16 protein-coding genes and 1 tRNA gene are annotated in these 19,860 nt (G+C 44.2%); 10 read left to right on the top strand and 7 right to left on the bottom strand.

Annotated elements, in window-relative coordinates; translation table 11 throughout:
* Positions 1-73 precede the first annotated feature (73 nt).
* Together ABDD95_RS06640 and ABDD95_RS06635 are read left to right on the top strand one after the other, a co-directional pair.
* Positions 74-973 carry a hypothetical protein gene (locus ABDD95_RS06640; protein ID WP_345951122.1) on the top strand — a complete coding sequence of 300 codons (900 nt, stop codon included), beginning with the start codon at positions 74-76 and terminating at the stop codon, positions 971-973.
* 21 nt (positions 974-994) lie between these two features.
* Positions 995-2,449 carry a hypothetical protein gene (locus ABDD95_RS06635; RefSeq protein WP_345951121.1) on the top strand — a complete coding sequence of 485 codons (1,455 nt, stop codon included), beginning with the start codon at positions 995-997 and terminating at the stop codon, positions 2,447-2,449.
* Positions 2,450-2,523: 74 nt separating this feature from the next.
* On the opposite strand, the gene ABDD95_RS06630 is transcribed toward ABDD95_RS06635, so the two are convergent.
* A complete protein-coding gene (locus ABDD95_RS06630) occupies positions 2,524-3,003 on the bottom strand; it encodes a DNA starvation/stationary phase protection protein (protein WP_345951120.1) in 480 nt (159 codons plus the stop codon).
* Positions 3,004-3,099: 96 nt separating this feature from the next.
* On the opposite strand from ABDD95_RS06630, the gene ABDD95_RS06625 reads away from it, so the two are divergent.
* From ABDD95_RS06625 to ABDD95_RS06615, 3 genes are read left to right on the top strand one after another with little or no spacing between them, the layout of a single operon-like run.
* Positions 3,100-3,858, top strand: a complete 759-nt coding sequence (locus tag ABDD95_RS06625; protein WP_345951119.1) for a DUF4905 domain-containing protein — start codon at positions 3,100-3,102, stop codon at positions 3,856-3,858.
* 15 nt (positions 3,859-3,873) lie between these two features.
* On the top strand, positions 3,874-4,803 hold the full coding sequence (locus ABDD95_RS06620) for a LysM peptidoglycan-binding domain-containing protein (protein ID WP_345951118.1): 930 nt from the start codon (positions 3,874-3,876) through the stop codon (positions 4,801-4,803).
* A complete protein-coding gene (locus ABDD95_RS06615) occupies positions 4,778-5,434 on the top strand; it encodes a uridine kinase (protein WP_345951117.1) in 657 nt (218 codons plus the stop codon). The genes ABDD95_RS06620 and ABDD95_RS06615 overlap by 26 nt, the downstream gene beginning before the upstream one ends.
* A gap of 55 nt (positions 5,435-5,489) precedes the next feature.
* Here ABDD95_RS06615 and ABDD95_RS06610 read toward each other — a convergent pair whose 3' ends face one another.
* Genes ABDD95_RS06610 through ABDD95_RS06595 form a run of 4 tightly spaced genes read right to left on the bottom strand, consistent with a single transcriptional unit; the run spans position 5,490 to position 11,164 of the window.
* The gene (locus ABDD95_RS06610) at positions 5,490-6,854 is read right to left on the bottom strand and encodes a D-alanyl-D-alanine carboxypeptidase (protein WP_345951116.1); all 1,365 of its coding nucleotides are present in this window, start codon (positions 6,852-6,854) and stop codon (positions 5,490-5,492) included.
* A 16-nt stretch (positions 6,855-6,870) separates the two neighbouring features.
* Positions 6,871-7,938, bottom strand: a complete 1,068-nt coding sequence (locus tag ABDD95_RS06605; RefSeq protein ID WP_345951115.1) for an aminotransferase class I/II-fold pyridoxal phosphate-dependent enzyme — start codon at positions 7,936-7,938, stop codon at positions 6,871-6,873.
* 25 nt (positions 7,939-7,963) lie between these two features.
* A complete protein-coding gene (locus ABDD95_RS06600) occupies positions 7,964-9,061 on the bottom strand; it encodes a dipeptide epimerase (RefSeq protein WP_345951114.1) in 1,098 nt (365 codons plus the stop codon).
* A gap of 12 nt (positions 9,062-9,073) precedes the next feature.
* The gene (locus ABDD95_RS06595) at positions 9,074-11,164 is read right to left on the bottom strand and encodes an alpha/beta fold hydrolase (protein WP_345951113.1); all 2,091 of its coding nucleotides are present in this window, start codon (positions 11,162-11,164) and stop codon (positions 9,074-9,076) included.
* Positions 11,165-11,533: 369 nt separating this feature from the next.
* Here ABDD95_RS06595 and ABDD95_RS06590 point away from each other — a divergent pair, with 369 nt between their 5' ends.
* From ABDD95_RS06590 to ABDD95_RS06580, 3 genes are all read left to right on the top strand, one after another.
* Positions 11,534-14,653, top strand: a complete 3,120-nt coding sequence (locus ABDD95_RS06590) for a SusC/RagA family TonB-linked outer membrane protein (RefSeq protein WP_345951112.1) — start codon at positions 11,534-11,536, stop codon at positions 14,651-14,653.
* Between the two features lie 10 nt (positions 14,654-14,663).
* Positions 14,664-16,100 (top strand): SusD/RagB family nutrient-binding outer membrane lipoprotein, encoded by a 1,437-nt coding sequence (locus ABDD95_RS06585; RefSeq protein ID WP_345951111.1) that lies wholly within the window; start codon positions 14,664-14,666, stop codon positions 16,098-16,100.
* Between the two features lie 124 nt (positions 16,101-16,224).
* The gene (locus ABDD95_RS06580; protein ID WP_345951110.1) at positions 16,225-17,409 is read left to right on the top strand and encodes a M14 family zinc carboxypeptidase; all 1,185 of its coding nucleotides are present in this window, start codon (positions 16,225-16,227) and stop codon (positions 17,407-17,409) included.
* 44 nt (positions 17,410-17,453) lie between these two features.
* On the opposite strand, the gene ABDD95_RS06575 is transcribed toward ABDD95_RS06580, so the two are convergent.
* Positions 17,454-18,086: an HAD family phosphatase gene (locus ABDD95_RS06575; protein WP_345951109.1), complete on the bottom strand. Its 633-nt coding sequence runs from the start codon at positions 18,084-18,086 to the stop codon at positions 17,454-17,456.
* A gap of 60 nt (positions 18,087-18,146) precedes the next feature.
* Here ABDD95_RS06575 and ABDD95_RS06570 point away from each other — a divergent pair.
* A tRNA-Ile gene (locus ABDD95_RS06570) sits at positions 18,147-18,220 on the top strand.
* A 380-nt stretch (positions 18,221-18,600) separates the two neighbouring features.
* Here the strand turns inward: ABDD95_RS06570 and ABDD95_RS06565 are convergent.
* Complete coding sequence (locus tag ABDD95_RS06565; protein WP_345951108.1) at positions 18,601-19,137, bottom strand: lipocalin family protein; 537 nt, start codon at positions 19,135-19,137, stop codon at positions 18,601-18,603.
* A 221-nt stretch (positions 19,138-19,358) separates the two neighbouring features.
* Between ABDD95_RS06565 and ABDD95_RS06560 the strand changes: the two genes are divergently transcribed.
* Positions 19,359-19,748, top strand: coding sequence for a response regulator (locus ABDD95_RS06560; protein ID WP_345951107.1), 390 nt, complete (start codon positions 19,359-19,361; stop codon positions 19,746-19,748).
* Positions 19,749-19,860 lie beyond the last annotated feature (112 nt).

Genomic DNA, 19,860 nt, shown 5'->3' with positions numbered 1-19,860 from the left:
TGAATGTGTTATATTGCGTCAAATTTATAAATTAATTATGTTTTTAAACTTCAACTTTTAACTTCCCTATAAAATGAAAAGGAACATACTGCACACCTTCGTTCTTTTAAGTGCACTAGCACTGGCTTCCTGTTCAACCACCAATAAAGTTGCGTCTAATCAGAAAGTTGATGATGACGTTTATTTTAGCAAGGCTGAAGCCGGCGAGGCGCCTGTTTACCGCCAGCCTGTAAGCGGCGACCTGTACACACAATCCAACACCGGCGATGATGATGATTATTACTATTATGATAGCTATTCATCACGTATAAATCGTTTTGGTTACAACTCACCGTTTGATTATTATGATGATTACTATTACGGGTATTCGCCATATGCTTACAATAACCCATACGGCTACGCCGGCGTTGGGTCATACGGCGGGGGCTGGGGTTTGGGCCTTGGCTTAGGCTATGGTTACGGCGGGTACGGTTACGGCGGCTTTGGATATAACCCATGGGGTTATGGCTATGGTTTAGGCTATGGCTACGGTGGCTTATACTCACCTTACTCCTACTGGGGTACTGGGTACGGCTATGGCGGCGGTTACTGGGGTGTTTACTCGGCTAACAATACGGTAGCCAGGGCACGTCCATACCGTGGATCAGGTTTCCCTAGTTCTAATACAGGAGGCCGCACATCCGGCCGTCCGGTTGGCTATAATGGCAATTATCCAAACACAATGAGCTATCCCGGCCGCAGAACCAGCAGCGTAGAAGGCAACACTTATGGTGGCAACGGCGCAAGACCAACACGCGGCGCTGCAAGCCCTCAACCAGTTTACCGCCCGCAACGTACTGAGGTTAGTCGCCCAACCTATCAACCAGCTTCTGTAGACAGGAGCATGTCTTCTGGCTCACAATCATCCGGTAGTTCATCATCAGGTGGCGGCGGTGGTGGTAGCAGAGGAGGCGGCCGTCCATCAAGACCTTAATATCTTATTGCATATACTTCAATGAAAATCAAATATTCATTACTGGCAATGGCTACAGTAGCCATTACACAGCAGGCTTTTGCTCAATATTCGCAAGATGCCATACGCTTTTCGGGGTCGCAGGCCGGCTCAACATCGCGTATTAAGGCAATCGGTAATGCTAACGTTGCTGTTGGCGGTGATTTAACCGCCATTGGTAGCAATCCAGCCGGACTAGGCTTTTTTACCCGTTCGGAACTTAGTATTACACCGGAGTTTAACATGAGTAAAAGCAATAGTTCTTACTTAACCGGTAACTCTAACGATAAACGAAACGATGCTAATTTTAATAATGCATCTGTAGTTTTTTACGGTAAATTAAACAAAGGTCGGGGTGAGGATAAAACTAAGGGCTGGTTAAGTGTAAACTTCGGCGCATCATATGCCCGCACTAATAATTTTTATCAGAACACTTATTATAGTGCCGTTAATCCCAACAGCTCTATTGCCGATTACTATGCCTACCTGGGTAACCAGGCTGTCGACAATGGCTTTAGTTTGGATGGTTACCTGGAAGGTTGGGCACGCAATCATCAGTTAATTAACAACAATGCAGATCCCAATACTTATGTACCAGCAACAACTTTGGGTGGTACCCAGTCAAACACAATTACATCAACCGGCGGCCAAACCGAATACAATTTCTCTTTTGGCGCTAACTACAGCAACAAGCTGTATATAGGTGCTGGTTTTGGCATTACCAATATACGTTACAACAGTACTTCCGATTTTGTGGAAGATAACTTCAACCTTGCTAATAATCGCGATTTTATTTCTACTTATACACGTGATCAGGTTACTAAGGGAAATGGTTTTAACGCCCGTTTTGGGTTTATATACAAACCGGTAGAAGCTGTGCGTGTAGGCGCTACCGTAACTACACCAACATGGTATACTGTTGATGACAACAGTTATGAGGGCTTGGCCACCAACTATGTGGGTGGTGCTAACTACCGTAACAGCGACACCTACCCTGCGCGTTATAACATGCGTACACCGTTTAAGGTTGCCGGTGGTTTAGCTGTATTTTTAGGTAAGGCTGGCTTTATCACCGGTGATGTTGAATATCTGGATTATACCAGCACCAAAATTACCAGCGATGACTATGATGTTACCCAAGATAACAATGATATTAAACGTAATTACCAATCGGCCGTTAATGCACGTATAGGTGCCGAAGCCCGTTTACCTGGAAGCTTCTTTTTAAGAGGTGGTTTCGGTATACAAGGCAGCCCATCCAAAACTAATGCAAGTGACATCAAAACGGCAAGCGGCGGTTTAGGTTACCGTTTTGCTAATTATTATATTGATGCCACATATACCCATGTAAGGCGCACAAACTCGCAGCTGCCCTATGATATTGGTGATTTTAGTCCTGTTGCTGATATCAAAAGTAAAAACAGCAACGTATTCTTAACCATGGGCTTAAGATTTTAAAAGACCAAAAAGCAATAATAAAAAAGGGTCGGCTAAATAGCCGGCCCTTTTTTATTCATAACATGTTATTCAGATTAATCTTCATTTACGAATGAACGCAGCATCCATGTATTTTTCTCCTTGTACTGCATAAAACCGTTCACCATATCATTAGTGCCGTCGTCGCCGGCAGCAGCACTTATCTCTAAAATTTCGCGTTCTTTTTCAATTAGTATCGCCATATCTTCAATTAAGGCCTTAACTAAAAAAGTATCGGTTTGACCAATGGTATTTACTTCTTTTATGGTAGATACCCTGATGTAGTCGTCAAAAGTACTGTAAGGCGGTTTGCCTAAGGTTAAAATACGCTCAGCCAAATCATCAATGGTTTGTACTGCAGTGGTATACATTTCCTCAAATTTAACATGCAGCGTGAAAAAGCTTGGCCCTTTAATATTCCAGTGGCAACCTCTTATTTTTTGATAGTGAATATGATAGTTTGCTAATAGCTCATTCAAATGATCAACAACTGGTTTTACCTCTTTCTCGTCGAGGCTTATTTCTTTTGCATCCATGGTACGATTTGTATTTATAAAGTTAGATTTTCAACACAAACCTAAAGTAAGTGTTTCAAAAAAGCTAACATTTAAATAAAAAGACTACTTTTAAACATGACTCAGTTAAAGCTGTTGATAGCCGAGCATTTTGATGGAGAAGTATGGCGCATGGAAATAGACCCTGTAACTCATACTCTGTTTGCTGAAATACGCAAAAGCGAAGACCGAAAAGTAAGCTTTGCCGCACTTGGCCTTACCACCGGTAAAACTTATTTTAAAAACCACACCATTGATGAAAGTTGGTTAACCGGCATTGAAACTGCTTATGACGGTGTTTTGCTGCTCCATTACTACCAAACAGCCGGCAGCCCGGCACACAAAGGCCTGGCAGCTATTGAAGCCGAAAACGGACAAGTACTTTGGCATAACTTTAACTACACTTTTGACCACCTCAGTGCTAACGGCCCTGTCGTGTTTGATAACCGGCTGCAGCCCCCCAGCTATAAGCTTGCAAACATTAAAACAGGCGCTGTACAACGTAATTACAATGCGGCTATTGATATAGTGGCCGACAATAAGATCATCCTTCCGCAAGTTATACCTTTGCCTGACAATTTTCCAAAACTTCCGGTGGAGCCTCACCGTAACAGTGTGCATTACGTAGAGCACAATAGCTTAAGAATTGTATCTTTGCACGCGTTTTGGGCAGGCCAGCTAAGGCAGTACTTATACCTTTACCAGGATGATGAGTTAGTTTTTGAAGATATATTAAATACCAATATACAAAAATTGCAGCCCGAGGCGTTTGTTTTATACCATAATCAACTTATCTACCTGAAAGACAAAGTAGAGATTAAGGTATTGAATTTATAGCTGAAAAGTTTAAACATGACATTGAAAATTTCTGTACTGGCAGGTGTATTATCATTGCTAACTGCACCGCTAATAGCCCGCCCCCTGCTCGACTCTGTTGGCGTCGAAAACCAGGATGGCAAAAAGATCATTCTGCATAAACTGGAACCCAAGGATAACTATTTCTCAATTGGTCGCCGGTATAACATTAAACCCGGTGTTATTATTCAATACAACAACAATGCTTCGCTTAGGGTTGGTGGTATTATTAAAGTACCAACCGAACAGCCCTTTGTTATAGCCGGTTCACAGCAAGCCAGCACAGGCACAATCAATCAGGGTACTGCCAACGGAGCTGTTACCGAATACAAAGTATCGGCCGGTGAAACATTATACGCTATATCCAGGCGTTTCAGCGTTCGGGTTGAGGATATTATTAGCCAAAATAATTTAAAATCAAGCAGTCTGTACCCGGGTCAGATATTGCAAATACGCGCAGTAGCCGCAGCTGCAACGCCGCCGCCAGTTGCCCAAACCACTACAACACAACCGGCTGTAGTTACAACACCACCTGTAACCGCACCTGCAGTTACCAAGCGTGATTCTATTCTTGTTGCCAAAACCGACACTAGTGCTGTTGAACGCCGTTTACCGGCTAACCGTTATGGCTTAACCGAACGGAACGAGAAAGGCGTAGCTACCTATTTTGATGATGCAGGTTTAGGCCTTGACCCAAACAAAAAACTGGTTTTACACCAAACTGCGCCAATAGGTACCGTATTTAAGATTACCAATCCTATGACTAACCGTACCACTTACGCCAAAGTGGTAGGCCGTTTTACCGATAACCAAATGACTAAAGATGTAATCATTGTGCTCACTAAAAGTGCAGCCGATGCCTTAGGTGCGCTTGATAAGCGTTTTCAAGTAAATATTAGCTATGGAACGCCAAGTGAGCAACAATAAGCCTTACATCATTGGTATTGCCGGCGGTAGCGGCTCGGGCAAAACCTTCTTTTTAAAATGTTTTTTGCAGCACTTTACGGCTGATGAAGTATGCCTTGTGTCGCAAGATGATTATTACATCCCGGTTGCCCACAACATGACGGCCGAAGAAAACAAGTTGTATAACTTCGACCTACCCCGTACTATCGACAGCAAACATTTTCATGATGACATCATAAGCCTGATGAATTATGAAACGGTATTAAAACAAGAGTATACTTTCAATAACCCTACTGCAGTACCTAAAACGCTGGAAATTAAACCCGCACCCATACTGATTGTGGAAGGTTTATTTATTCTGCATTTTAAGGACATTGCCGAAAAGCTTAACCTCAAGATATTTTTAGAGACCGATGAAGATGTAGCGCTTAAACGTCGCCTTAAACGCGATTTGGAAGAGCGAGGTTACTCGAATGACGACGTAATGTACAAATGGCACAACCATGTAGTACCTGCTTATAAGGAGTACTTGTTGCCCTATCGCGAAACATGTGATAAAATTGTGGTGAATAACACGCAGATAGCCGACGATATAATCAAAATAACCGATGACATATCGGCCGAATTAAGGCACAAGCTTTTTAACGAGTAACAAAAAAGGAGTAGCTGATTTAGCTACTCCTTTTTTGTTACAAGGCTGTGCAGAATCAAAACTGCTCGTGTATTTGGGTCATGATGCGCACCATCTCGCCGCGTATGTCGGCTGTTGGGCGGGTGTAATTGTTGTTCATGTAAGAGAAAAGCAGCTTTTTGCCTTTGCGGGTCACAATATAGCCGCTCTGGTTGTGGTTATTAGATAAACTGCCGGTTTTACCCCAAACAAACGGCACACCATTATCGGTCTTATAGGCGTTTTTGAGCGTACCCGATACACCGCCCGTTGGAAATAAGTTGTGCATGCGCTCCTCGCTACCCAGCTTGGCAGATATTTTAGTTAGCAAAGCAATGGTAGTACGCGGCGTAAACAAATCCTGCCGCGAAAGCCCCGAGCCATCCACCCACTGTGGCACATCGGGCAAATCGCTCATATAGTTTTTTATGCTGTGTGCAATAACGGCCGATGTGCTTAAGGCGCCGCCACGTAAGGTAGATGAACATACCAGCAATAGTTGCTCGGCTATAAAATTATCACTTGGCAACATCATGCGCTTATACACCGAGTCTGATGATGCAGAATAAAGTGTACGGGCGCTGTCTGGCATATTCAGCCTGATTAAGCTGATGGGTTTCTTTAGCGTATCCTGCAATAAAGCGAGTGTTAACTCCGGACTGGTTTTCCAGGGTATTTCCTGACGAAAATTTGCCGGCACAGGCATGGCTGGGTAACGGAACTTATTTTCGGTAAGCGAACGTTCCACTTCAAATGAACGCGGGTGAAAGGATGTATCCTGCTGTAAATAAACTTTAAAGTAAGCAGGCCATATTTTCAAGCCACCTTTGCCATCAGCAGAAATGACGGCTACATTATCCATCACTGGCATATCGTTAATTTCGGCCTGAAAATAATACTTGTAATTATCGTAAGGCCAGTTCGCACCATAAAAGTCGCCTTTGTAGTTGGTTGGCGAATAAAACAACCGCTTGGATGAATGCTTAAGCAAATCAAAAGCCTTGGTCGATTTTAACGTTGAATGCAGGAAAGACGGATCTCCCGTACCCCAAAAAATCAGCGAATCGCCTTTGTTTACATAACGTAAGCCGGGAATAGAGTCACCCAGCATCTGCAGTGCAGTATACAGGGTGTAAAGTTTGGTGTTGGATGCCGGTATAAAGTATCTGTCGGCATTCATTTCGTAGATCATCTTTTTCTGCTCCGGATCGTATAAAGCGAAGCCGGTATAGTGGTCGCGATTAATAGCCGAAGATTCCACCATTTTACGGATTTTATTTTTAGGTATGCTTTGTACGGTGCACCGGCTTAGCACTACGCAGGCCAGAAGCAAACCCAGCAACAGTTTACCGTTAAGGCATACCGAAGATGGGCTAGCGGATAATGTAAGGCGTTTATTCATTGTATAATTTTACAGATTAATTGATAGGTTGCTGCTGGTAGGCTTTACGCAAAACGCGGGCTAGTACATCCAGGTCATTAAAAGTATGCAGAGCGTTCAGCACAATGCGTTTAAGCCGCACACCAGCGGGGTTAGGATACGGGAAAGAGGAAATCAAGATGCCTGAGTTGTAAAACACATCCTCGTTAATAGCCGAAGGTAAGATGAATACGGGCAAATCCGGGTGATGCTGAATGCCAGGTAAATCCTGCACAAGCATCTCAAAGTATGCAATATTTGCCTTAAGTTTTTCGTGCTGACGGGTGTAGATGTGCTGTCCTTTTAAAAATGCGTAAACCTGTGCCGGCGATATAGGTGTAGCACCTGTGTATTCGGGCAAATTACGTAAAGCAGCAGCTTGTTCCTTTGTGCAGCTTATAGCACCGCCGCCTATACCTAAAGCTTTCGATAAAGAATAAGTTAGGATGTAGTTAAGCTGATTGTGCCTTGGCAAGGTAGCGCTGGTGCCAAAACCGTTTTCGCCCAACAACCCTATTCCATGTGAATCATCAACAATGGCCAAAGCTGGCTGCGACAAATGGGCCAGGAACGAAAAGTTAATAACAGTAGAGGTAAGCGGGTTAACAGAATCACTTGCTAATACCATAGGGATACCCACACTGGCCTGACGCCTGCCCTCACGCAATACCCATTGCTGCCATTCTTCCATATCCTGAATGATGGCCTTTTGCTGTAATATAGCTGGGTGCGAATTGGGCGAGTTGTATACCGTTTGGTGCCCTGCAATAGCTACCCGCCCGGCAGCAAAGCCAGACGAAAATAGCACGGTATCTTCAGTACCTGTAAGCTTAGCAAGCAAGGCCTCACAAGCTTCATATAAATCCAGCCGGGTATTTGAGATGCGCGAAGATGGGTACAGCCAACCATACTTATCCATACCTTCCGCTACTAGGTTCATGAACTCGGGGTCTGAATTAATGCCCAGGTAATGGTATCCGGTAAAAAAGAGATACTCCTTACCATTTACCACGGCTGTGCGGCCCGGCTTACCGTCTAAGTATAAATTGGCTTCTATACCTTCCATCTCCTATTATTTTGCAGCAACTTTATTAAATTTTTACTGATTCAAGCTTATCCAGATAAGCCTGATCTACATCAGCCCCAATACCCGGGGCATCGGTAATCTCCAGCTCCATCCCATTGTACCAAAAGCCACCAATAACTGGGTCGGCCAGTTGGCCCAGTAAGCAGGTATCCAGGTCAAAATAATGCAGGTTGGTATGAGCCATAGCAAAATGCACGTTAGCGGTAAGGGCCAGTCGGCTTTCGAGCATACTGCCCAGCATACATTGCACACCGTTCTTTTCAGCTACCTGGTTTATTAGGATGGCCTCGTTAATGCCCCCGCTTTTGGCAAATTTTATATTAATATATTTAGCAGCCTTGTTGCGAATGATGCGCTCTGCATCGCGATGGGTGTAAACGCTTTCGTCGGCCATAATGGCTATTGGTGATTGTTCGCACAGTGCGGGCAGCAATTCATCGTTATAAGTACGCATCGGCTGCTCGCAAAAGGCAATATCATATTTGGCCAGTTCCTGCAGCGCATAAACAGCCTCCTCAAACGTCCATCCCTGGTTAGCATCTATCCGAATTTGCGTTTCAGGTTTTAAGGCCCGCCGTATATGCTGCATACGTTCAATATCAGCATCAGGCTTTTTGCCGAGCTTGACTTTAATAATGTTAAAGCCCTGACTTTCGAACTTTACAGCCGACGCAGCCATACCCTCGGGCGTATCTATACCTACCGTAACATCAGTAATAATTTTTCTTTTTTGGCCGCCCAGGTATTGATACAAAGGCATGCTGGCTTTTTTTGCTGCCAAATCGTAGAGCACCATATCAAAAGCGCTTTTAATGGTATAGTTGCCTGCTGTATATAGATGCAGTTCGGCCAGGCGTGCTTCCATATTGGCAGCATCTTTATCTTTCCAAATGGCTGCGAAGTCTTTGGCCATTTCAAAGCCGGTTGCCTGCGTTTCACCAACTATCATGGGGAAAGCCGAGCACTCGCCTAAGCCGGTTAAGCCATTATCGGTATAGGCTTTCACCAAAACGTTTTGGGCAAAGTGCATAGTACCCGTTGCTATGGTAAAAGGCTCAATTGGTATAGAGTATTTGTAAATCTCAAATGCGGTAAACTTCACGGTAAGCTTTAGTTATTTTATAAGTTTTCTCTTTAAAAATTCGGCGGTGGCTTCACTCACGGTTACGGCGTTACTATACTTCATCCAGTGGTGCGTATCATCCGGAATGGCCAGAAACTCGTAAGGCATGCCCTTATTTTCAAAACGGCGTATCAGATCAACCGTTTGACTATAAGCCACATTGCGGTCGTCATCGGCATGAATAAATAATACCGGCGACTTCCAGCCGTCTATCCAATTTACCGGAGATGATTGACGGGCTACTTTCAAGGCTTCTTCGGCATCCGGCGCTTTTTCCGGGCTTTGGGTTGCCGGAGTTCTCACCCAGTTGTGTACGCCATGTATATCTACGCCGGCGGCAAACCTGTCTGAGTTTTTGGCTAAGGCCATAGCGGTTAAAAAACCACCGTAAGAGCCGCCATAAATACCTATGCGTTTGGCATCAATATTAGGTTGCGCAGCCAGCCAATCGCCAGCTGCCTTTATATCCTGATACTCGATAGCGCCTGTGGCGCCACCCTGAGCAGGTTTGTGAAATTCGTAACCGTAACCCACGCCCAGGCGATAGTTTACAGACAATACAGTAAAACCCATGCTTGCCAGGTATTGATTCAGGGCATAATCTATCGAATAATAGTCCATAAAGTGCCAGCCTAAAACCATTTGCCTTTGCGGGCCACCATGTACATAAACAATGGCTGGGCTTTTACCTTTAACGCCAACAGGCTCAAAAAGCTGCCCATGAACCTCTATCCCATCAGGCGCTTTAAACACTACCTGCCTGGGCGCAACCATCTGTTTAGGAAAGTTCCCTGGGATTAGCTCTTCACCAATTAAGGCTACCTTTTTTTTCCGGACATCCATTACAGCAGGCACCAGCGGCCGTTGGGCGGTTGAGCTTAAGTAAACTATGGTATTACCATCGCCGGTAAGCACAGGGTAAGCTTCAATACCATTGCCCGCGGTAAGCATCTCCATGGCAGCTTTATCAACCGCAACACGGCCTATATGCCTTCTGTCAATATCCTGTTTTTCGGTGCCTTTATTGGCACTGAACAAAACACTCTTGCCATCGGCACTTAGCATAACCTGCTCTACCATAAAGTTACCGGGTGTCAGTAACAAAGGCTGTCCGCCAGTTGAGGGCACGCTGTATAAATGCGGCCAACCATCATGGTAGGATACAAAAACAATACGGTTACCTGCAGCCCAGTTGAGGTTAGCACCCCCATCAGTCGTAGGCATAGAGCCAGCCAGCGTTGCAGGGGCTTTCCATACTTGAGTTGCTTTGCCTGTATTTAGGTCGGCGGTCCATATAGCCCAGGGCTGGTGCTTGCGAGCCAAAATAGAATCAGGCACACTGCCGGTACCAGGAGTGCGGATAAAAGCCATGTGCGTACCATCGGGCGACCAACGCGGCTGCCCGTCTCGCGCAAACGATGGAGCTATCCATTGTATTGGTTTGCCGGCGCCTGAGTATATACCTATAAAACTGTGATCGGTACGGGCAGAAACGAAAGCCAGCTTCTCACTATCAGGCGACCACTTAACCGAACTTGAACTGCCGCGGGCTGTAAATAAGCTTTTAGCCGGTACAGAGCCATCAATAGGTGCAATCCAAACTTGGCTGTTTTTTATAAATGCTACCTGGTTACTTTTTGTCGAAATGGCTGGATAATCGCCTTCGCTTAATGCCTTGGCTTCTCCGCCAGCAAAGGCAATGCTCCATACCTGCACTTTAGTACCCGCCGGATCAAAAGCCGGATTTACAGGCACACTACCCTCGTTGGAGCTGTGATCGCCGCCCCGCACAAACACCACGAAATTGCCATCAGGTGATATGGATAAGCTACTTATTTCCTGCCCGTCGTCTGTATTATAGTTAGTTAACTTTCGTAATTTGAAACTTGGCCCTTCAGCTACGTAAACATTGCGTTTGCCCTCCTCGTTAATAGCAACGGCAATTTTAGACCCCTGTTCACTACTTGTAAGCTCGGTTGGAAAAGGGTAGCTGAGCACCTGGTTTAAGGAGAACTTTTGGGCAAATGTTGGACCGCTGCAGAATATAAGAGCGAATAAAACACGAAGTATCAGTTTTTTCATGGCTATGGCAGACGGGCTAATTTATAATTATTATTTTCTTATAGTTAATTTTTTGCTATAACTTCACCTTTGTAAAGTTTTAAAAATTAATTGGTAAACTCAGCAACAGCTATATAAAATTTACAATTAACTTTTACACCAATCTTAAGCCATTTTTTATCTAATTTTCTGAACAATATTTAAGTTGCGGCCAAAATACGTCCGTTTTGCATAGGATGCATTACCGCTTTTCATAAAAATTCGATAATTATATTAAATTTATTGACTTTATTGAAAATTATTTACCATTTTCGTTAAAAACACTTAACATCAATAATATTTTTGCGCTAAATTTACTGCTTTATCATTTCATTGACTAAAATCCATTTTATGAAGAAAATTTTTACGTTAAAATTTCTGCTTCTGATGATGTTTTGCGCCGTAACTGCTATGGCGCAAACCGTTGAAATTAGCGGTAAGGTTACCGACGCCAATGACAACACCCCTGTGACCGGCGTTACGGTATCGGTTAAAGGAACCACTACTGCCGTAGGCACCGACGTAAACGGCAACTATCGCATTAAAACGCCGCAGGGCAGCACTGCACTGCTATTTAGGTTTATTGGCTACACAAGTCAGGAAATAGCTATTAGCGGCCGTCGCACCATCGACGTAAAACTTGCTCCCGATAGTAAAATGCTGAACGAGGTAGTGGTAAATACCGGTTTAGGTATTGCCCGTAACAAAAAGGAGCTGGCTTATGCCGCACAAAGCGTTACCTCAGAAGAGCTGAATCAAAACCATCAGCCAAATTTGGTAAATGCCTTACAGGGCAAGGTTGCTGGCGCTACCATATCCAGTACGGGTGGCGGTCCGGGCCAGGGTGCACGTATTATCATCAGGGGTGTAAACTCTATCGATCCTAATAAAAGCAACCAGCCTTTATTTGTGGTAGACGGTGTTATTATAGATAACAGTACTTCTACAGTAGGTGCCGGCTCAGGCTTCAACGTACGCAGTGTAGGCAACCGCGGTTCAGATATCAACCCCGAGGATATAGAAACTATTAACGTATTAAAAGGCGGCGCTGCAACTGCGCTGTACGGGTTATTAGGCTCAAATGGTGTAATTGTAATTACTACTAAAAAAGGCAAGGGTAATGAGCTTAGGGTTGACCTTACCAGCACTTACGGTTTTGAGAATCCAGATAAGCTCCCTAAGGTACAAAAAGAATATACCGCAGGTATTTTGGGAGTTTACACCCCCATTGGCTTAGGGCCAGCCTGGGGACCTAACATTGCAGAGGCAAAACTGCTCGATCCAACCCATCCGGATGAGCTTTTTGATAATTATAAGCAAGCGTACCGCACAGGTCACCAGAATCGTAACTCGCTTTCTGTATCAGGCGGAACGGAGAATGCCCGTATCTTCTCGTCGTTATCTTACTTCAAACAAAGCGGTATGCTGCCATTTACAGATTATCGCAACATATCAGCCAGATTAAACGCCGACTTTAAAATCAGCAGTAAATTCAAAAGTTCAGTTAACATGAACTTTGTTAACTCGGGCGGTTACCGTTATGATGCCGACCGTTTTGGAGAAAGCCTGGCCTATTTTTCGCCACGCTGGGATGTAAGCGAATACCTTAACCCAGATGGTACCCAGCTTTGGAAGGGCACCAATAACCCAATTTACGGCGCAGCTACTAACCGTTTAAAAGATGACAACAACCGCTTTATAGGTGGTGTTACCTATAGTTACACCCCAGTTAAGTGGTTCGATTTAACTTACCGCTTTGGTGTTGATATCTATAATGAAAACCGCTTCCGCACCGCTCCTGGCCCGATGGGTATACCCGGCGAGCGACTGTACGACAACTCCGATGGTTATGTAGGTGATTATAATAATAAATACCGCTCACTGAGCTCTACCTTAATTGCTACTTTAAATGGCCAAATAACTACAGACCTGAAAGGAACCTTGCGTTTAGGACAAGATATATTCGACAGGCAAAATTCGAGCAAAGGCATTACCGGAACCAAACTGGCAAAGTACGATTTGTTTACGCTTTGGAATGCCACTGCATTTCAGGATATAGTTGACAGCCAATATAAATACCGGTTAATGGGCTTGTTTGCAGAAGGTACACTTGATTATAAGAACTATTTATTTTTAACCCTTAGCTTAAGAAGAGATATCACATCCACCCTGCCAGAATCGAACCGGGCGTTCTACTACCCTTCTGCCAGTTTATCTTATGCATTTTCCGATCAGTTCAAACTGCCCGAATTTATATCATTTGGTAAGCTTAGGTTATCATACGCTAAGCTGGGTAAGGATGCGCCCGAATACTCATACGTAAACGGTTATACCAGAAACAGCAGTATTGCTACCGGCTCAACCGGCTTTACCAGAACCAACAGCTTACGTAACCCCGAACTACGCCCAGAATTTACCAGCACTTATGAAGCAGGTTTGGAAATGAGCTTCCTGAAAAGTCGTTTTGGATTTGACTTCACCTATTATCGTTCTTTAAGTAAAGATATGATTACCCAGGCCGACGTTTCATCCGCAACAGGCTATCTTACCGCTTTTGTAAATGCAGGCAGCATACAAAATAAAGGTGTAGAGCTTATATTAAAGGGCTCCCCCATACGTTCAAAAAACTTTAGCTGGGATGCAACTTTAAACTTCTCTGCTAATCGTAATAAGGTGGTTGAAACACTTAACCATGCCCCTGTTAACTACGGCGGCAACAGCGGTGGTTACTTAAACTCGCCGGTTACCTTACGTTTGGTTGAGGGCGAAGCTTATGGCAACCTGTATGGAACGGTTTGGCAACGCTATGGCGCCGACCCTAATGCAACCAAGGCAGAAAAAGACCTTCCATTATTAATAGGCGCTAATGGTTTCCCGGTGTTGGGGTCGGTTAACAACCTTAAAATTTTAGGAAACTCACAACCCCGGTGGATTGGTGGCTTATCAAACACCTTCACCTACAAGCGACTAAGCCTTACTGCGCTTTTAGACGGTCGCTGGGGTTTGCAGAAATTTAATCGTCTCGAAAACTTCTTTGCTGCATTCGGTATTGCCGATTACACTGCCGATCGCCGCCAATTTAAAGTGTTCGATGGCTTATTAGCTAATGGTCAGCCAAACACTAAATCGGTATGGTTAGGGCAGGCAACAGGTCCGGATGGTGTAAATTACGGCGAGGGTTACTACCGTACATATTACCGCGCCATATCTGAACCTTTTGTGAGCGATGCCTCATGGATCCGCTTACGCTCGGCGAGTCTTAGCTACAACATTCCAAATAATTATTTGCCCAAATTCATAAAACGTGCTTCGGCATCGGTTACCGGCACCAACTTATGGTTGCATACCAACTATTATGGCCTGGATCCGGAATCTGTTTCGGCAGATAGCGGCAGCAACGTTGACGGATGGTCGGGCTTTACTTACCCGGCAGCCCGTCAGTTCTTTTTTACTATTAACGTAGGATTCTAATTTTACAGAAATGCAAAGAATATATAAATATACATCAATAGCACTTTTAGCCCTGGCTACGGCAACTATGCCGAGCTGCAAAAAGTATTTTGCGCTGGATCAAGACCCAAATTTGGTAAACGACCCCACACTGCAATCGTTGCTAACTAACACTACCTTTAAAATGGGGAATAACAGTTACAACGCTGGCAGTACAGTAGCGCCCTATGTACAATACCTGGCAAACCCAACGGCCAGCTCGGCCACCGATACTTATCAACCGGTTGATTATTCGGGCACGTGGGACGCCATCTACTATGCTTTGGCCGATGCTACTGACATGAAAAATAAGGCAGTTGCGCAAAATTCGAGTGAATTTATTGGCGTAGCTGATGTAGCTCTAGCTTATAACTTAAGCCTGATTAATGACCTTTGGGGAAGCGGCCCTTACAGCGAAGCTTTTAAAACAAATAACTTTACGCCGAAATATGACTCGCAGCAAGACGTTTACAACACTTGTGTTACCTTAATTAATGAGGCGATAACCCAATTATCAAAAACCGATGCGACCATAAAGCTTAACACTACACCTACTGCTGATCTGGTACACGGCGGCGACCGTGTAAAATGGCTTAAAACGGCTTATGCAATAAAGGCCCGTTTATTAAACAAATTAAGCAAAAGACCCAATTATGACGCAGCAGCCGTTTTAGCTGCCGTAAGAAGTTCATATACCACCAATGCCGATGATGCAGGCATGGCTACATTTATTACACGTAACCCGTGGGCAGGCGTAGCACTATCCAACGCCAACGCCACCTTAGGCGGCTGGCTGTCCGAACAATTGGTTGATCACCTAAACGGTACTACTTACGGCATATTTGATCCACGGATTCGTAAGATTACCGACCCTACGGTCACTAATACATTTATTGGTACGGTTAATGGTGCGGGCAACAGGGCCCCAGGTGCAAATACCACTAAGGATGAGAACTATATTTCTCAAAAATCGCCCTGGACGGCTGATACTGCTCCCCTGCTTATTGCAACTTATGCCGAAATGAAGTTTATTGAGGCAGAAGCTGCCCTGCGTTCAAACGACCGTACCAGTGCATACGCGGCTTACCTCGCCGGTATCAATGCCAATATGGATAAACTGCAAGTGCCCGCTACTGATGCTGAACGGATAGCCTACATGGCCAGCCCTATAGTAGCTGTTGGTGCCGCTAACCTTACTTTGGACTTGATTTTTAAAGAAAAGTATGTAGCCACCTACCTCAACCCGGAGGCTTGGAACGATGCACGCCGTTATGATTATAAATACAAGGATTTTACGCTGCCTGCAAACGCAGTGCTTACAACATTCATCCGCCGTTTGGCTTACCCAACCAGCGAGACCAGGAAGAATACGGCTAATGTGCCAAATGTAGGTGCACTTACCGACCGTATATTCTGGGATCAGCCGTAAACAGTTTTTCGGTTTAATCAACAAAAAGGCATTCTGTTAAACAGGATGCCTTTTTGTTTTAATGCGGTTATGCAGGTATGGCTATCAAACGTATTTTTGCATCGCTGTTTCAGGCTGTAATTTCATGAACAACATCAACTCTATCGACCATACGCTGTACAAAGAATCCTTATTCACCAACCGGATCATCAAACATAGTACATTAAAAGACAAGGTTAATAAGCTGCGAAGCCACGGACTATTTAAGGTAGATGTTGCTGGATACTCTGCACAGCAACGAGAGATTTATAGTGTAACACTGGGTCACGGCAGCACCTCCGTGTTGCTGTGGAGCCAAATGCATGGCGATGAACCCACAGGCACCCTGGCCTTTTTTGACCTGTTTAATTTTTTTGCCGCAAACGATGAGCACAAAGCATTGCGCGAACACCTATTAAACACCTGCACGCTGCATTTCATCCCCATGGTTAACCCTGATGGTGCCGAACTTTACCAGCGGCGCAACGCACAGGGGATTGACATTAACCGTGATTTTTTACAGCAGCAATCGCCTGAGGCTCAATTGCTGGCTCGTTTGCAGCAAGAGGTACAACCCGAGTTTGGTTTCAATATGCATGATCAGGAGAGTTTATGGTCAGTGGCAGGTACTAAACAGCCGGCGAGCATATCCTTATTAGCCCCTCCCTGTGATGCTGCTGCAACAGTAACGCCTGAACGGCTTAAAGCCATTCAGGTTATATCGTCAATATCCGAGATGCTTAATGAACTCATTCCCGGTCAGGTTGGCCGCTGGAGCGAAGATTTTGAGCCACGTGCTTTTGGCGATAATTTTCAGCGGTTGGGAACGGCTACCATACTGGTAGAAGCCGGCGGCCATCACAACGATCCTGAACGGCAACTGGTGCGTAAACTCAATTTTGATGTAGTGCTGCATGCCTTAAATCATATAGCAACCGGACAATACCGCAACCAAAGCGCCACACCTTACTATAATATACCAACCAACAGTAAAGAGCTATTTCACATCATTATCAAAAACTGCAAGGTAGCAACTTATGGCGGTACCATAACTGTTGATGTTGGTTTGAATTACACAGAAAAGCTTGACCCTGAAAGTAAAACCTTAATTAAGACTTACGCAGTAACAGACATGGGCGACCTCTCTGTTTGGAATGCCTACCACCGGCATGACGCAAACGGCGCTGTATTAAGCGGAGCGCTCATACTGGATGAGAAAGCCAACCTTAACATAATTATTGACGATCAAACACATCTCGTATTTGTAAATGGCCTGCTAATACAACAATAATTATATGTTGTATTAGCAGGCTATTCAGCTTCTGCCCTTTGCTATTACAACAATTGCTCACGCTCAATAAAAGCCTTGATAGTATCCGGTGCAGTCATTAAAAAAGTTTGGATACCCAAGGTTTTAGCGGCAGCCAGGTGTTGAGGGCTATCGTCAATAAATAAAGTTTCGGCCGGGTCAAGGTTATTCTCTTGTAACACCTGTTCAAATATGGCAATCTCGGGCTTGCGCTTGCCGGTGAAGTGCGAATAGTATATTTTCTCGAAAAGGTGGTCGTTATTATCAAACCCGAATTCATCTTTCAGGTACTTCATAATGAAGTTGTAGTGTATATCGTTTATATTACTGAGCAAAAAGGTACGGTACTTATCTTTCAGCTGCAGCAGCAGGTCATGTGTACCTTCGGCGATACCCACCAATATGCTGTTCCAGGCTGTATCAATTTCTTCGTCAGAAAGCGCCGCATTATTAGCTTTTTCGCGTATGCGATCTCTAAATTGTGCAGCAGTGATCTGCCCGCGGTCAAAAGCATCAAATATGGCATCCTGTTGCAAATGGCCATAAAATTCATCCACATTGCTGATACCCAGCCCCTTCAGCGACTGTTGCACCTTTGCAAAGTCAATACTAAAGATAACATTGCCGTAGTCAAAAATGATGTTTTTAATATTTTGCATATTGTATTTGGGTATTTGCTGCAAATATCTAAATTTGCACCCGGAAAGCAAATCCAAACCGCGCCTATAGCTCAGTCGGTTAGAGTAGAAGACTCATAATCTTTTGGTCCCTGGTTCGAGCCCAGGTGGGCGCACCCAAGTGGGCAAGACTGATTTATCAGTTCTTGCCCTTCTTTTTTTAGCAGCTAACACAGTGAAAAACAAGTAGATAACAGCATTAGACAGTTCATTACTTACTGTTGAGGTAGTACCGCGCTGACTTGCAGTTAAAGCTTTGTAATCAACAAGGATTGGCAATCTCTAGCCATTAGGGGCTATAATTGATCAATGACTCTTAAAATAAAACGTAGCCAGCGCAAACGTATGTAGCGTCTGGTCGCCTTTCTCGCCGTTGTGCTGACAAGAACGGCTACCATACCTTAAATGCTATCAACTTCCTCTTTTGTTGCCCTGAGATTCGCATTAATGGCAACTAATCCACTATCCTACTTAATTGATCTATTGTGATCAAACGTTAATGCTGATCCGTCCAGATCAGCTTTTCGACGTCATAGCCGAGTGCTTTGGCATGATCAAGGTATTGTTTCCGGATGTTATCAGGTATAGACTTCTCTCTGGAAAGAAGCCAAAGATACTTCAGATTATTACCTACAACCAACGCATATTTGTAACTGCTGTCAATCTCTATTACATTATAACCGGCATAAAAGGGGCCAAAAAATGACACCTTCAGTCTGCCTTCGGTAGGTGAACCGACCGCCTTGGCTTTGCCTATACTTTGTTTCCATTGCTGGTCTTTTTCCTTGAAGCCTTTATTATTTACGCTGATCGTTCCGTCACCATTGGCTGTATAGGTTGCAGTAACACGAGATAATCCTTTCTCAAACTTAAAATCCATGCGGGCTATTTCATACCAAGTGCCCAAGTATCTCTTCTGGTCGAAGGGCCTAACCGGTGTAGCACCACGTGGTATGGAAACGCAGGACGCTAATTTCATTCCAAGCGCCACAACGCCTGCCAGACCGGCTATCAAGTACAGATTTTTACTCATGATATTACGCATTTAAATGGAACCCTAAATACTTCGTTTGTGTTTTGATGACTGTTTGCTAAAAGCTATTTAACGAATAGCAGGCGATCTACTTTTGATCAGCAAAAACAAAATGGCACGATTTGAAGTATTGGAAAGCACGGATAATTGAGGTTGATCATAGTAGCATGATTTTTGTCACTCCCGTAAAACTATTATAAAAGCTAAAACGGAAAAGTGCTATGACAAGAAGGTCAATATTAATTATAGAAGATGATCCGGATATTGCCGAGGTCATTACAATTATTTTAACAGATGATGGCTACCGGGTTACGGCAATAGCAGAAACAGAAGACATCATCAATAGCGTGCAAGAAATCAAACCAGACCTGGTCATTACCGATTATATCTTAAACGGCATTAACGGAGGCGAGTACTGCAGTCAGCTGAAGCGCGACCCGCGTACATCACACATACCCGTAATTATTCTATCTGGCTATGGCAGAGTACTGGAATCTTTGGGACATTATGGCGCAGATCAGATAATTCACAAACCATTTGATAACGAAGATCTTTCTCGAAAAGTAGCAGCCCTTCTTAATTTGTCAGCTAGTGACAGCTCAAATGAGTAATAGTTTTGTAGCAATGAGGTAAACAAACCTGTTGCTGGATCGCTAGCCTACCTCACTTTGTTAATCAGCTTCTTTTCTAATACCTATTAAACGGGTTGTTATGTATTACCGA

The sequence above is a fragment of the Mucilaginibacter sp. PAMB04274 genome (assembly GCF_039634385.2).
Taxonomy (GTDB): domain Bacteria; phylum Bacteroidota; class Bacteroidia; order Sphingobacteriales; family Sphingobacteriaceae; genus Mucilaginibacter.
This window is presented reverse-complemented; position numbering and strand designations above follow the sequence as displayed.

What these genes read in the sequence shown, in the direction of transcription:
- ABDD95_RS06640 (WP_345951122.1), top strand. Translation starts at nt 74, where the DNA reads ATGAAAAGGAACATACTGCACACCTTCGTTCTTTTAAGTGCACTAGCA.
- ABDD95_RS06635 (WP_345951121.1), top strand. Translation starts at nt 995, where the DNA reads ATGAAAATCAAATATTCATTACTGGCAATGGCTACAGTAGCCATTACA.
- ABDD95_RS06630 (WP_345951120.1), bottom strand. Translation starts at nt 3,003, where the DNA reads ATGGATGCAAAAGAAATAAGCCTCGACGAGAAAGAGGTAAAACCAGTT.
- ABDD95_RS06625 (WP_345951119.1), top strand. Translation starts at nt 3,100, where the DNA reads ATGACTCAGTTAAAGCTGTTGATAGCCGAGCATTTTGATGGAGAAGTA.
- ABDD95_RS06620 (WP_345951118.1), top strand. Translation starts at nt 3,874, where the DNA reads ATGACATTGAAAATTTCTGTACTGGCAGGTGTATTATCATTGCTAACT.
- ABDD95_RS06615 (WP_345951117.1), top strand. Translation starts at nt 4,778, where the DNA reads ATGGAACGCCAAGTGAGCAACAATAAGCCTTACATCATTGGTATTGCC.
- ABDD95_RS06610 (WP_345951116.1), bottom strand. Translation starts at nt 6,854, where the DNA reads ATGAATAAACGCCTTACATTATCCGCTAGCCCATCTTCGGTATGCCTT.
- ABDD95_RS06605 (WP_345951115.1), bottom strand. Translation starts at nt 7,938, where the DNA reads ATGGAAGGTATAGAAGCCAATTTATACTTAGACGGTAAGCCGGGCCGC.
- ABDD95_RS06595 (WP_345951113.1), bottom strand. Translation starts at nt 11,164, where the DNA reads ATGAAAAAACTGATACTTCGTGTTTTATTCGCTCTTATATTCTGCAGC.
- ABDD95_RS06590 (WP_345951112.1), top strand. Translation starts at nt 11,534, where the DNA reads ATGAAGAAAATTTTTACGTTAAAATTTCTGCTTCTGATGATGTTTTGC.
- ABDD95_RS06585 (WP_345951111.1), top strand. Translation starts at nt 14,664, where the DNA reads ATGCAAAGAATATATAAATATACATCAATAGCACTTTTAGCCCTGGCT.
- ABDD95_RS06580 (WP_345951110.1), top strand. Translation starts at nt 16,225, where the DNA reads ATGAACAACATCAACTCTATCGACCATACGCTGTACAAAGAATCCTTA.
- ABDD95_RS06575 (WP_345951109.1), bottom strand. Translation starts at nt 18,086, where the DNA reads ATGCAAAATATTAAAAACATCATTTTTGACTACGGCAATGTTATCTTT.
- ABDD95_RS06565 (WP_345951108.1), bottom strand. Translation starts at nt 19,137, where the DNA reads ATGAGTAAAAATCTGTACTTGATAGCCGGTCTGGCAGGCGTTGTGGCG.
- ABDD95_RS06560 (WP_345951107.1), top strand. Translation starts at nt 19,359, where the DNA reads ATGACAAGAAGGTCAATATTAATTATAGAAGATGATCCGGATATTGCC.